This is a genomic window from Mitsuaria sp. CC2, from assembly GCF_048957715.1.
In the GTDB taxonomy this organism is placed as follows: Bacteria; Pseudomonadota; Gammaproteobacteria; order Burkholderiales; family Burkholderiaceae_C; genus Roseateles.
Genome location: NZ_JARVXN010000033.1, coordinates 52806 through 65577 on the forward strand (window position 1 = coordinate 52806; position 12772 = coordinate 65577).

The 12772-nt window shown below is 67.2% G+C and carries 13 protein-coding genes and 5 tRNA genes; 12 read left to right on the plus strand and 6 right to left on the minus strand.

The window, feature by feature from the left end; translation table 11 throughout:
• Nucleotides 1-51: 51 nt before the first annotated feature.
• The 10 genes from queF (at nt 52) to PV762_RS21700 (ending at nt 9777) form a co-directional block, all read left to right on the plus strand.
• A complete protein-coding gene (gene queF, locus PV762_RS21655; protein WP_067281975.1) occupies nt 52-483 on the plus strand; it encodes a preQ(1) synthase in 432 nt (143 codons plus the stop codon).
• Between the two features lie 32 nt (nt 484-515).
• On the plus strand, nt 516-941 hold the full coding sequence (locus PV762_RS21660) for an SET domain-containing protein (protein WP_421037068.1): 426 nt from the start codon (nt 516-518) through the stop codon (nt 939-941).
• 129 nt (nt 942-1070) lie between these two features.
• Nucleotides 1071-2309, plus strand: coding sequence for a succinyldiaminopimelate transaminase (gene dapC, locus PV762_RS21665; RefSeq protein ID WP_421037069.1), 1239 nt, complete (start codon nt 1071-1073; stop codon nt 2307-2309).
• A gap of 100 nt (nt 2310-2409) precedes the next feature.
• Complete coding sequence (gene dapD / locus PV762_RS21670; RefSeq protein ID WP_421037070.1) at nt 2410-3228, plus strand: 2,3,4,5-tetrahydropyridine-2,6-dicarboxylate N-succinyltransferase; 819 nt, start codon at nt 2410-2412, stop codon at nt 3226-3228.
• Nucleotides 3229-3284: 56 nt separating this feature from the next.
• The gene (locus PV762_RS21675) at nt 3285-4451 is read left to right on the plus strand and encodes a PilT/PilU family type 4a pilus ATPase (RefSeq protein WP_421037071.1); all 1167 of its coding nucleotides are present in this window, start codon (nt 3285-3287) and stop codon (nt 4449-4451) included.
• Between the two features lie 26 nt (nt 4452-4477).
• Nucleotides 4478-5629, plus strand: a complete 1152-nt coding sequence (gene dapE, locus PV762_RS21680; RefSeq protein ID WP_421037072.1) for a succinyl-diaminopimelate desuccinylase — start codon at nt 4478-4480, stop codon at nt 5627-5629.
• Nucleotides 5626-6552, plus strand: a complete 927-nt coding sequence (prmB, locus tag PV762_RS21685; RefSeq protein ID WP_421037073.1) for a 50S ribosomal protein L3 N(5)-glutamine methyltransferase — start codon at nt 5626-5628, stop codon at nt 6550-6552. Before dapE ends, prmB begins: the two co-directional genes overlap by 4 nt.
• Complete coding sequence (locus tag PV762_RS21690; protein ID WP_421037074.1) at nt 6549-8570, plus strand: ATP-binding cassette domain-containing protein; 2022 nt, start codon at nt 6549-6551, stop codon at nt 8568-8570. The genes prmB and PV762_RS21690 overlap by 4 nt, the downstream gene beginning before the upstream one ends.
• Before the next feature lie 230 nt (nt 8571-8800).
• Nucleotides 8801-9292 (plus strand): MarR family winged helix-turn-helix transcriptional regulator, encoded by a 492-nt coding sequence (locus tag PV762_RS21695; RefSeq protein WP_421037282.1) that lies wholly within the window; start codon nt 8801-8803, stop codon nt 9290-9292.
• Between the two features lie 50 nt (nt 9293-9342).
• Nucleotides 9343-9777, plus strand: a complete 435-nt coding sequence (locus tag PV762_RS21700; RefSeq protein WP_297531396.1) for an organic hydroperoxide resistance protein — start codon at nt 9343-9345, stop codon at nt 9775-9777.
• Nucleotides 9778-9871: 94 nt separating this feature from the next.
• Here the strand turns inward: PV762_RS21700 and PV762_RS21705 are convergent, their stop codons facing one another.
• Nucleotides 9872-10807, minus strand: coding sequence for an asparaginase (locus tag PV762_RS21705; RefSeq protein ID WP_421037075.1), 936 nt, complete (start codon nt 10805-10807; stop codon nt 9872-9874).
• A gap of 116 nt (nt 10808-10923) precedes the next feature.
• Here PV762_RS21705 and lexA point away from each other — a divergent pair, with 116 nt between their 5' ends.
• Both lexA and PV762_RS21715 read left to right on the plus strand, forming a co-directional pair.
• Nucleotides 10924-11601 carry a transcriptional repressor LexA gene (lexA, locus tag PV762_RS21710; RefSeq protein WP_421037076.1) on the plus strand — a complete coding sequence of 226 codons (678 nt, stop codon included), beginning with the start codon at nt 10924-10926 and terminating at the stop codon, nt 11599-11601.
• Nucleotides 11602-11617: 16 nt separating this feature from the next.
• Complete coding sequence (locus PV762_RS21715) at nt 11618-11923, plus strand: helix-hairpin-helix domain-containing protein (RefSeq protein ID WP_421037077.1); 306 nt, start codon at nt 11618-11620, stop codon at nt 11921-11923.
• Between the two features lie 65 nt (nt 11924-11988).
• On the opposite strand, the gene PV762_RS21720 is transcribed toward PV762_RS21715, so the two are convergent.
• The 5 genes from PV762_RS21720 to PV762_RS21740 form a co-directional block, all read right to left on the minus strand.
• A tRNA-Asp gene (locus tag PV762_RS21720) sits at nt 11989-12065 on the minus strand.
• Between the two features lie 102 nt (nt 12066-12167).
• Nucleotides 12168-12243 (minus strand) — tRNA-Glu (locus tag PV762_RS21725).
• A 61-nt stretch (nt 12244-12304) separates the two neighbouring features.
• Nucleotides 12305-12380, minus strand: a tRNA-Ala gene (locus PV762_RS21730).
• Nucleotides 12381-12427: 47 nt separating this feature from the next.
• Nucleotides 12428-12504: transfer RNA gene (locus tag PV762_RS21735), tRNA-Asp, on the minus strand.
• Between the two features lie 182 nt (nt 12505-12686).
• Nucleotides 12687-12762 (minus strand) — tRNA-Glu (locus PV762_RS21740).
• Nucleotides 12763-12772 lie beyond the last annotated feature (10 nt).

Consider the following 12772-nt stretch of genomic DNA (forward strand, 5'->3'; position numbering starts at 1 on the left):
CCGATCAAGGCTGCCAAGGCCGACACGGCCGTCCCGCCCAAGATGCGCGACATGCCGCCCAATCCTCCCAGCCGTCCGAGCAAGGAGATCCACGTCTTCCCCAACCCGGCGCCGGAACGCGACTACGTCATCCAGTTCCAGATCCCCGAGTTCACCTGCCACTGCCCGCTGACGGGCCAGCCGGACTTCGCGCACTTCACGATCGACATGATCGCGGACCAGTACTGCGTCGAGCTCAAGAGCCTGAAGATGTACTTCTGGAGCTACCGCGACGAGGGCGCGTTCCACGAGAAGGTGACCAACACCATCCTCGAGGACATCGTGAAGGTCACGAACCCGCGCTTCATCCGCATCACCGCGAAGTGGTACGTGCGCGGCGGCATCTACACGAACGTTGTGACCGAGCACCGCAAGAAGGGCTGGAAGCCGCTGCCCGCGGTGGACCTGCCGGCGCACGGCTTCGAGACCGGCCTGCTGCGCTGAGCGGCTGAGCCGGAGTTCCGGGACAGCCACGGATGGCCCTCGCCTATGACACGGACACGCAGTTCGTCGCGGTGGCGCTCAAGCGCAGCCGCATCGACGGCTACGGCGTGTTCGCGGCCGAGGCCATCCCCGCCGGCACGCGGCTCGGGCTGCTGACCGGCGAATCGATCACCGTCGCCGAGGCGCGGCGCCGCGCCCAGGAGAGCCAGCGGCTGATGCTGGTGGAGCTGTCGCCGGCGCGCGCGATCGACGCGAGCCGCTCGCAGGACGCGATGCGGTTCACCAACCACAGCTGCTCGCCGAACGCCCGCATCCAGGTCGAGGACGGCGAGATCAGCTTCTTCGCGCTGCGCGACCTGAGTGCCGGCGACGAGATCACCGTCGACTACGGCCTCACCCACCACGAGGGGCGCCTGGCCTGCCGCTGCGGCACGCCGGGCTGCCGAGGCTCGCTTTGAAAGCTCGCCGCAGTCCTCGGCCGCCGACGCCGCTGCCTGCGCAGGCCCCACGACCGTACGCCTGAACCACAACCCTCCGTTGTCGAGTGAAGACGGCCCGCTGGACGCTCGCCGCCTATGATTCCGCCCATGAGCCTCGTCCCTGCCACGCCACCGGTCAATCCACGACTGGCGCTGCTGAACCCCTACCCCTTCGAGCGGCTGAGCGCCCTGACCAAGGGCATCGTTCCCAACCCCGAATTGCGGCCGATCTCACTGGGCATCGGCGAGCCGAAACATCCGGCGCCCAAGCTGGTCGAAGACGCGCTGATGGCCAACCTCAAGGGGCTGTCGGGCTATCCGGCCACCGCGGGTCAACTGCCGCTGCGCGAGTCCATCGCCGGCTGGCTGCAGCGGCGTTATGCGCTGAGCCTGGACCCCGCCACGCAGATCCTGCCGGTCAACGGTTCGCGGGAGGCGCTGTTCGCCCTCGCGCAGGTGGTCATCGATCCGTCCCGACCCGGCGCGACCGTCGTCTGCCCCAATCCGTTCTATCAGATCTATGAAGGCGCCGCGCTGCTGGCCGGCGCGACGCCCGCCTTCGCCAACTCCGACCCGGCGCGCAACTTCGCCCCCGACTGGTCGCAGATCGACGAGGCCACCTGGTCGCGCACGCAGCTGCTCTACGTCTGCTCGCCGGGCAACCCGACCGGCGCGGTCATGCCGCTGTCCGAGTGGCAGACGCTGTTCGAGCTCAGCGACCGCCACGGCTTCGTGATCGCCTCGGACGAGTGCTACTCCGAGATCTACTTTCGCGACGGCCCCGACGCCCCGCCGTTGTCGGGCCTGCAGGCCGCCGCGCAACTCGGCCGTCCGGACTTCCGCAACCTGATCGCATTCACCAGCCTGTCCAAGCGCTCCAACGTGCCGGGCATGCGCTCCGGTTTCGTCGCCGGCGACGCCGCGTGGATCAAGCGCTTCCTTCTGTACCGGACTTATCACGGCTCGGCGATGAACCCGATGATCCAGGCCGCCAGCATCGCCGCCTGGGACGACGAGGACCACGTCGTCGCCAACCGCGACCAGTACCGCGCGAAGTTCGCCGCCGTCACGCCGCTGCTGGCCGAGGTCCTGGACGTCGCGCTCCCCGACGCGGGTTTCTACCTGTGGGCGGCCGTGCCAGACGGTAACGATATTGGCTTCGCCCAGGGGCTGCTCGCTCAATACAATGTCGGCGTCCTGCCCGGCAGCCTGCTGGCCCGCGACGCCCATGGGATCAACCCCGGCGCCGGCCGCATCCGCCTGGCACTGGTGGCCGAACAGGCCGAATGCCTGGAAGCCGCGCACCGCATCGTCTCCTTCGTGAAGCAACTCAAGACGTCCGCCTGATCCGGCCCCGCCGGTCCGCCCCACGATCTCCCCCCAAGTTGAGCTTCACCCCTCCTCCGCATTCGTCCCTCATCCCCCTCCCTCTCCGAACCTCCGCACCATGACGCAAGACCTGCAATCCATCATCGACCTCGCCTGGGAAGGCCGCGCAAACCTGACTTCCGCCAACAGCCCCGAAGTGCGCGCGGCGGTGGACGAGGTCATCGCCGGGCTGGACGCCGGCACGCTGCGCGTGGCCGAGCGCAAGGCCGTCGGTGAATGGACCGTGCACCAGTGGGTCAAGAAGGCCGTGCTGTTGTCCTTCCGCCTGAACGACAACCGCCAGATGGGCGCCGGCGACATGACCTTCTTCGACAAGGTCCCGACCAAGTTCGGCGGCCAGAGCGACGAGCAGCTGCGCGCCGCCGGCGTGCGCGTCGTGCCGCCGGCCGTCGCGCGTCGCGGCAGCTTCATGGCGAAGAACGTCGTGCTCATGCCGTCCTACGTGAACATCGGCGCCTACGTCGACGAAGGCACCATGGTCGACACCTGGGCCACCGTCGGTTCCTGCGCGCAGATCGGCAAGAACGTCCACCTGTCCGGCGGCGTCGGCATCGGCGGCGTGCTGGAGCCGCTGCAGGCCAACCCGACCATCATCGAGGACAACTGCTTCATCGGCGCCCGTTCGGAGATCGTCGAAGGCGTGATCGTCGAAGAGAACTCGGTCATCTCGATGGGCGTCTACATCGGCCAGAGCACCCCGATCTACGACCGCGAGACCGACACCGTCTCGTACGGCCGCGTCCCCGCCGGCTCGGTCGTCATCAGCGGCAGCCTGCCGAAGAACGACAAGTACAGCCTGTACGCCGCCATCATCGTCAAGAAGGTCGACGCCGGCACCCGCGCGAAGACGTCCATCAACGAACTGCTGCGCGCCTGAAGCCACGAGCTTCACGACGCCACGCCGACGACAAGCATCCGTCCGGAGGAGACTGCATGAGCACGGGAAACATGGAGCGCATCCTGCGCCTGATGGCCGAAAAGGGCGCATCCGACACCTACCTGTCGGCCAACATGCCGGTGCTGATCCGGATCAACGGGCAGATGCTGCAGCTCTCTGACCAGTTGCTGACGCCCGCGCAGCCGCGCGCGCTGATCTCCGAGGTCATCGACCCGCAGCACCTGGCCGAGCTCGACGCCAATGGCGAGCTGAACCTCGCGGTCTCCATTCCCAAGGTCGGCAGCTTCCGGCTGTCGGGCTTCCGTCAGCGTGGGTCGATCGCGGCGGTGTTCCGCCACATCCCGCACGTCATCCCGACGCTGGACAGCCTGGGCCTGCCGCCCATCCTGGGCAAGCTGATCACCGAGAAGCGCGGCCTGATCCTGATGGTCGGCGCGACCGGCACGGGCAAGAGCACCACGCTCGCGTCCATGCTGGAGCACCGCAACCAGACGATGACCGGCCACATCCTCACCATCGAGGATCCGCTGGAGTACCTGTTCACCAACAAGCGCTCGCTGGTCAACCAGCGCGAGGTCGGCCGCGACACCGCGTCGCTGGGCGTCGCGCTGAAGAACGCGCTGCGCCAGGCGCCGGACTGCATCCTGATCGGGGAAATCCGCGACCGCGAGACCATGACCGCCGCGATCTCGTATGCGCTGTCGGGCCACCTGGTCGTCGCCACGCTGCACGGCAACAACAGCTACCACGCGCTCAACCGGATCATGTCCTTCTACACGCCGGAATCGCGTCCGGCGATGCTGAACGACCTGGGCGCCGGCCTGAAGGCGGTGGTCTCGCAGCGCCTGGTGCGCGCCGCCGCGGGCGGCCGCGTGCCGGTCACCGAGATCCTGCTCAACACCAAGCTGGTCGCCGAACTGATCGAGCAAGGCGACTTCGCCGGCGTGAAGGAGGCGATGGAGAAGTCGATGGCCGAGGGCTCGCAGAGCTTCGAGGAACACTTCGCCCGCCTCATCACCGACGGCACGATCACCCGCGAGGAAGGCCTGGCCTTCGCCGACTCGCCGACCAACCTGCTCTGGCGTCTGCAGAACGACGGTCCCGGCGTCAAGCCCGGCGGCCCCGGCGCGCCCAAGAAGGAAGAGCCGGCCGAGGACACCGCCAACTTCACCTCCATCACGCTGGACGTGCAGCCCGGCTGAGGCCCGATGCCGACGAGCAACCACCGATGGACGACCTGACCCTCGCGCTGCTGGAGCAGCTGATCGCGCGCCCCTCGGTGACGCCGGCCGATGCCGGCTGCCTCGACCTCATCGGCTCGCGGCTGGCCGGCGCCGGGTTCACGCTCGAACGCATGGACAGCGGGCCGGACGACTTCCGCGTCAGCAACCTGTGGGCGGTGCGTCGCGGCCAGTCGGCGGACGGACCGCTGCTGGTCTTCGCCGGGCACACCGACGTGGTGCCCACCGGCGACCTCGCGAAGTGGACCAGCGATCCCTTCGTCCCCACCGTGCGCGGCGACCGCCTGTACGGACGCGGCGCGGCGGACATGAAAACCTCGCTGGCCGCCATGGTCGTCGCCGCCGAGGACTTCGCAGCCATGCACCCGGACCATCGCGGCAGCGTCGCCTTCCTGCTGACCAGCGACGAGGAGGGACCGGCGCGTGACGGCACCGTCGTCTGCGTCGAGCGATTGCGCGCCCGCGGCGAGCGGCTCGACTACTGCATCGTCGGCGAGCCGACCTCGGTCGAGCGCCTGGGTGACATCGTCAAGAACGGCCGTCGCGGCTCGCTCTCCGGCAAGCTGCGGGTGATCGGCGTGCAGGGCCACGTCGCCTATCCGCAGCTCGCCCGCAACCCGGTCCATCAGGCCGCGCCGGCCTTGGCCGAGCTGACCGTGGGCGAATGGGATAATGGCAATGCGTACTTCCGGCCGACGACCTTCCAGATCTCCAACATCGCCGCCGGCACCGGCGCCGGCAATGTGATCCCTGGTGAGATGGTGGTGGATTTCAACTTCCGTTTCTCGACCGAGTCGACGCCGGAGGGGCTGCGTCAACGGGTGCACGCGCTGCTGGACCGGCATGGCCTGGAATACACACTGGACTGGACGTTGTCCGGCGAACCCTTCCTGACACCGGTGGGCGAGCTGTCCGCCGCGATCGGCGCCGCTATCGAGGCCGAGACTGGCGTATCCGCCGAGTTGTCGACGACCGGCGGCACCTCGGACGGGCGCTTCATCGCCAGGCTCTGTCCGCAGGTGGTGGAATTCGGACCGCTCAACGCGAGCATCCACAAGATCGACGAATACGTGCCGCTGGACCAGATCGCGCCGCTGACGCGCATCTACCGGCGCACCCTGGAGAATCTGCTGCTGTGACGCTGTTGGAATTGATCGAGGCCCAGGCCGCCCGCCTCCGTGAGGCGGGCGTTTCGTTTGGGCACGGCACGACGAATGCCTTCGACGAGGCCGCCTGGCTGAGCCTGTGGGCGCTGGACCTGCCGTTGGACGCACTGGAAGCGCACGAGGCCGAGGCCGTCGACGAGGCGGGGCGCGCGAAGGTCGAGGCGCTGGTCGCCGAGCGCATCGCGACGCGCAAGCCCGCCGCCTACCTGACGCGCGAAGCGTGGCTGCAGGGCGTCCCCTTCTACGTCGACGAGCGCGCCATCGTGCCGCGCAGCTTCATCGCCGAACTGCTGGCCGACGCGACCATCGACGCCTGGCTGTCGGACCAGACCACCCGCGTGCTGGACCTGTGCACCGGCAACGGCAGCCTGGCCGTGCTGGCCGCGATGGCCTGGCCGGACGTGGCGGTCGACGCGATCGACCTCAGCGCCGAGGCGCTCGCGGTCGCGGCGATCAACGTCGCGCGTCACCAGCTCGGCGACCGCATCCGCCTGCTGCAGGGCGACGGCCTGGCGCCCGCGCAAGGGCCGTACGACCTGATCCTGTGCAACCCGCCGTACGTGAACAGCAGGTCGATGGCGGCACTGCCGCACGAGTACCGCGCCGAGCCCGAGCTGGCGCTGGCGGGCGGCGCCGACGGCATGGACTTCATCCGCCGGCTGCTGGCCGATGCCCCGGCGCAGATGAAGCCGCAAGCGGTGCTGGTCCTCGAGATCGGCAACGAGCGCGAGTTTTTCGAAGCCGCCTTCCCACGACTTGAATCCGCCTGGCTGGACACTTCCGCCGGCGAGGACCAGGTCTTGCTGCTGACCCGTGAGGCGCTGGTCGCCGCGGGCTTCGGCGAAGACGACCCACCGGGCGGCGAACCAGTCGCCCAACAAGGAGTTTCCCCATGATCACGCTGCGCAACATCGTGCTGCGCCGCGGCACCAAGGTCGTTCTCGATGACGCGAGCGTCGTGCTGCAACCCGGCGAGAAGGTCGGCCTGGTGGGCCGCAACGGCGCCGGCAAGTCCAGCCTGTTCTCGCTGCTGACCGACCGCCTGCACAGCGACAAGGGCGACGTGGAGATCCCGCGTCACTGGGCGCTGGCCGAGGTGGCGCAGCACATGCCCGAAACCGACATGCCGGCCACCGAGTTCGTGCTGGAAGGCGACGTCCGCCTGATGGCCGCGCGCAAGGCGCTGGCCGAGGCGGAAGCCGCCGACGACGGCCACGCCATCGCCGATGCCTACGCGCAGCTGATGGATGCCGGCAGCCTGGATGCCCCCGCCCGCGCGCAGGCGCTGATGATGGGTCTGGGTTTCAAGGGCGCGCAGGTCGACGCGCCGGTCAACAGCTTCTCCGGCGGCTGGCGCATGCGGCTGCAACTGGCGCGCGCGCTGATGTGTCCGTCCGACCTGATGCTGCTGGACGAACCCACCAACCACTTGGACCTGGACGCCCTGGTCTGGCTGGAAGCGTGGCTGCAGCGTTATGAAGGCACGATGATCATCATCAGCCACGACCGCGAGTTCCTGGATGCGATCACCAAGGTCACGCTGCACCTGGACGAGGCCAAGCTGCACCGCTACGGCGGCAATTACACCGCCTTCGAGTCCATGCGCGCGGAGCGCATGCTCCAGCAGCAGCAGGCCTTCAGCAAGCAGCAGGAGCGCATGGCGCATCTGCAGAAGTTCATCGACCGCTTCAAGGCCAAGGCCAGCAAGGCCAAGCAGGCGCAGAGCCGCGTGAAGGCGCTCGAACGCATGGAACGCCTGGCGCCGGTACTGACCGCCTCGGACTTCAGCTTCGAGTTCCGCGAGCCGCAGAACCTGCCCAATCCGATGCTGATGTTCGACACGGTGTCGGTCGGCTACGACACCGACGAAGGCGAGAAGGTCATCGTGCGCGGCATCGACCGCTCGGTGCTGGCCGGCCAGCGCTTCGGCATCCTGGGCGCGAACGGCCAGGGCAAGTCGACCTTCGTGAAGACGGTGGCCCGCATGCAGCGCGCGATGGGCGGCACGATCACCGAGGGCAAGGGACTGTCGATCGGCTACTTCGCGCAGCAGGAGATGGACGTGCTACGGCCGGACGAGGGCCCGCTGATGCACATGATCCGGCTGGCCAAGGAAGTCAGCCCGAACGCCCGCGAGCAGGAGCTGCGCGACTTCCTCGGCCAGTTCCGCTTCGTCGGCGACATGGTGAACCAGGAAGTGGGCAGCCTGTCCGGCGGCGAGAAGGCGCGGCTGGTGCTGGCGATGCTGGTCTGGCAGCGCCCCAACCTGCTGCTGCTGGACGAGCCGACCAACCACCTGGACCTGCAGACCCGCGAGGCGCTGTCGATGGCGCTCAACGAGTTCGAAGGCACCGTCATGCTGGTCAGCCATGACCGCGCGCTGCTGCGCGAGGTCTGCGACGAGTTCTGGCTGGTGGCCGACGGCAAGCTGGCGCCGTTCGACGGCGACCTGGACGATTACCAGCGCTGGCTGCTGGATCGCTCCAAGGAAGCGGCCAAGCTCGCGAAGGAAGAAGCCAAGCAGGCGCTGCGCAGCGCTCGCGCCAGCAGCGCGACATCCGCTCCCGCACCGGCTCCGGTGGCCGCGGCTCCCGTGGTCGCTGCTCCGGTGGCGGCACCGGCTGCTCCCGCCATCAAGCGCGAGGACCGCAAGCTCAGCGGCCAGGCCCGTCAGAAGCTGTCCGAGCAGACCCGCCCGCTGCGCAAGGAGATGGAGCAGATCGACGCCCGCATGAAGGCATGGACGGAAGAACGCGCCGCGCTCGAAGCGCAACTGTCGGCGGCCGGGCAGACGCCCGCGCAGATCGCGGACGCCGGAAAGCGCCTGAAGGCCATCGGCGACGAGGTCGAAGCGGCGGAACTGCGCTGGCTGGAACTCAGCGAGCAGGTCGACGCCATCCAGGCGACGGGCTGAGCCCGCCTTCACACCCCGCTCCACGAACGCCTCGGCGACCACGGTCCCCGAGGCGTTTTTCTTTCTGGAACTTCCGACGGTGGCCGCCGATAGTTCCCGTCAACCGCGCCCAAAGACCATTTCAATTGTGCGCAATTGAGTTGCTCGCTATAGTTGCTTCCATGCCGCACGTGACACCCTTCAACCCGCAGGACACCGCCTCCGCCGTGGCCGATGTCCGCGACCAGCCGATGCCTGCGGGCACGGACTGGTTGAAGCTGGACGTGCAGCTGTGCTTCGCGCTCTATTCGACCTCACTGGCGATGACGAAGCTGTACAAGCCGCTACTGACTCCGTTGGGCCTGACCTATCCGCAGTACCTGGTGATGCTGGTGCTGTGGGAGACCGACGGCCCGAGCGTGTCCGATCTGGGGCAACGTCTGAACCTGGACTCGGGCACGCTCACACCGCTGTTGAAGCGCCTGGAAGCGAGCGGCCTCATCCAACGCCGCCGCGCCCTCTCCGACGAGCGACGCGTCGAGATCCACCTGACGGCGTCTGGCCGCGTGCTGCGCGATCGGGCCATCGCCATCCCTGAACAACTGGCCTGCGCCAGTGCCTGCGGCCCCGCCGAACTGGAGTCGCTGACAAGACGCCTGCATGAACTGCGAGCCAACGTACTGACCCATCTGGCACGCGGTCCCGCCCCTCCCGTCACCGCGGACGAGGATGGCGAGACCTGACCCCGAGTTGTCCGCCCCTTCACTTACCCCTCACCACCAAGGAGCCTCATATGGCCATCGAAAAAGCCCTCTACACCGCCACCGCCACCGCCACCGGCGGCCGTCAAGGCACCGCGCAATCGTCGGATGACCGCCTGAAGGTCCAGCTGTCCACGCCCAAGGCGCTGGGCGGCGACGACGGCGCCGGCACCAACCCCGAGCAGCTGTTCGCCGCGGGTTACTCGGCCTGCTTCATCGGCGCGATGAAGGCCGTTTCCGGCCGCAACAAGGTCGCCCTGCCCGCGGAAGTCTCGATCACCAGCGAAGTCGGCATCGGCCCTCACGCCAACAAGCCCGGCGCTTTCGGCATCGCCGTCGCGATGAAGATCTCGGTGCCCGGCATGGACCGCGCCGCACTGGAGAAGCTGGTCGCCGAGGCGCACGAGGTCTGCCCGTACTCGAACGCCACCCGCGGCAACATCGACGTCACGCTGACGATCGTCTGATCCTCCGGGTCCGGTTCGTTCCGGATCCGCGATGAAAAAAGCGCCGGCATTGCCGGCGCTTTGTCGTTGATGAGAAGCGCGGCGCGCGACGTACTCAGCGGGATTGCAGCAGCGTGAGCATCAATTCGATGCGCGCCGCCCAGGGCGACAGCGCCGCCGTCGGCTCGTCGCTCGCGCCGACGATACGCCCCTGCGCGCAGCGCGTCGTCCGCCAGACGGGAACGCCCGCGTCCTTCAGCGCCTGCACCGGCGCCTCCAGCGCGCGGTTCAGCGTGCCGTTCCCCGTGCAGGCCAGCACCAGGCCTTGGAGTCCGGCCGCACGCCATGCTTCGAGCGAACGCGCCTCGGCGCCCGCATGGCTGGCGAGCACCGCGACCCACGGCCATTGCGACGCGTCTGCGGGCAACACCTTCGTGCCCAGGGCATCACCCTGCGGCCAATCGCGGAAGCGGCGCACGATCCCCTCCTCCACCACCGCCAGCGGACCGGCGTCGGGTCCGGCCTCGAAGGCATCGAGGCGGTAGGTGTGCGTCTTGCGCAGCTCCCCCCCCGACCATACCTTCCCTGCGACCACCGCGACGACACCGCGTACGCCGTCGGCCTCGGCCACAGCCACGGCGTCCAGCAGGTTCTGCGGTCCATCCGCCTGGATAGCCGTCGCCGGGCGCATCGCCGCCGTCAGGACCACCGGCTTCCCGGGCGCGAGCACGCGCTGCAGCAGGTAGGCGGTTTCCTCCAGCGTATCGGTGCCGTGCGTGATCACGATGCCGCGCACCTCGGGGCGATCCAGGTGCTCCTGCACGCGACGCGCGAGCCGCGCCCAGGTCGCGTGATCCATGTCCTTGCTGTCGAGCTGCGCCAGTTGCTCAGCCTCCAGCGCGCGGGCCGCCAGCGCCGGCACCGCGCCCACCAGCGACGCCACCGACAGCGAGCCGGCCTTGTAGCCGACGTTGTCCGTCGCACTGCCGGAGGCCCCGGCGATGGTCCCCCCGGTGCCGATGATCACAAGGGTCTGGGCCGCACTTTGCAATTTCTCGTCTCCTGTATAAAAATCCAGATGCTGGATGAATTCTCAGGCGGCTTTCGAACCTTCCAAGGCCTGCGCCGTCTTCGACATCCGCCCCTCAATCGAACAAAGGCCAACTCGTGGACACTCCGCCCAAACTCACTGCCCGGCAACAGCAGATCTTCGATCTGGTCCGCGACAGCATCGAGAGCACCGGATCCCCACCCACCCGCGCGGAGATCGCGCAGCAGCTGGGCTTCAAGTCCGCGAACGCGGCCGAGGAACACCTGCAGGCCTTGGCGCGCAAGGGCGTCATCGAGCTGGTCGGCGGTACGGCGCGCGGGATCCGGCTGCCGTCGACCGCGCTGCGGCAAGTCAACCGCGCCCGGGAGCACAGCCAGTTCGCACTGCCGCTGGCGAGCCTCGCACAGCTGACCTTGCCGCTGGTGGGCCGTGTCGCCGCCGGTGCGCCCATCCTGGCCGAAGAACACGTCGAGCAGCACTATAGCGTCGACGCTTCGATGTTCTCGAAGGCGCCGGACTACCTCCTGCGCGTGAAAGGCATGAGCATGAAGGACATCGGCATCATGGACGGCGACCTGCTCGCGGTGCAGAAGATCAGCGAGGCTCGCAACGGCCAGGTGGTCGTCGCGCGCATCGGCGACGAGGTCACGGTGAAGCGCTTCCAGCGCCACGCCGACGGCATCCGCCTGCTGCCCGAAAACCCCGATTTCCAGCCGATCGAGGTGCCCCCCGACGAGCAGTTCGCGATCGAAGGTTTGGCCGTCGGCCTGATCCGCTCCGGCGGCTTCCACTGAGCGCCGGGATCCGCCCATGAGCGCGCGAAAGACGCACACCAAAGCAGCCTCGGCCGCCGACTGTGCATCACTTCGGCAGATTCCCAACATCGGGCCGGCGATGGTGCGGGATTTCGAGGCGATGGGGATTCATCAACCAGCGGATCTCGTCGGCGCGGACGCCTTTGCGCTATATCAGCGGATCTGCAAACTGACCGGTCAGCGTCATGATCCCTGCGTGCTGGATACCTATATGGCCGCTGTCGATTTCATGAACGGCGGCCCTCCCCGGGATTGGTGGAGTTATACGGCGCAGCGAAAGCGCGAGTATCCAGACCTCTGATCCTTGGCCAAAACAATCGGCCAAAGAAAAAACCCTGACGATTTGCATCGACAGGGTTTCAATGTTGGCGGAGTGGACGGGGCTCGAACCCGCGACCCCCGGCGTGACAGGCCGGTATTCTAACCAACTGAACTACCACTCCAGATAAGACGCTATTGAGTGCATCTATATCATTTGCGAACAAGTTTCGCTGCAAACCATCGATTCCTCTCGGAACCTCGCTGCAGCCAAGCCTTGTCGTACTTGGCGTCCCCTAGGGGATTCGAACCCCTGTAGCCACCGTGAAAGGGTGGTGTCCTAGGCCTCTAGACGAAGGGGACTGGACTTGCTGTCTTGACTCGAACCGTGCGTACTGAGCAACCATCACACCCGAAGGTATTCTGGTGGAGGTAAGCGGGATCGAACCGCTGACCTCTTGCATGCCATGCAAGCGCTCTCCCAGCTGAGCTATACCCCCGAATGCTTTCGCATCGAATCGGTACGCTGCCCGAGTCTCAACTGTGTTGGCGGAGTGGACGGGGCTCGAACCCGCGACCCCCGGCGTGACAGGCCGGTATTCTAACCAACTGAACTACCACTCCAGATACTCAAGACCTTTCGATCTATCGCATCAAACTCTTCCCGCGTTGATTTCATCAATTGCTTGATGTCATCACTGCGTCGATTTCGTTACTGTACCTGATTTTGACAACGATCAAATCGATTTCCGAAGAATTTTTCGATTTTCTCATTCAATCTCTGGTCAGCAACCAAGTTCGAAACTTGGCGTCCCCTAGGGGATTCGAACCCCTGTAGCCACCGTGAAAGGGTGGTGTCCTAGGCCTCTAGACGAAGGGGACAAAACCTTCT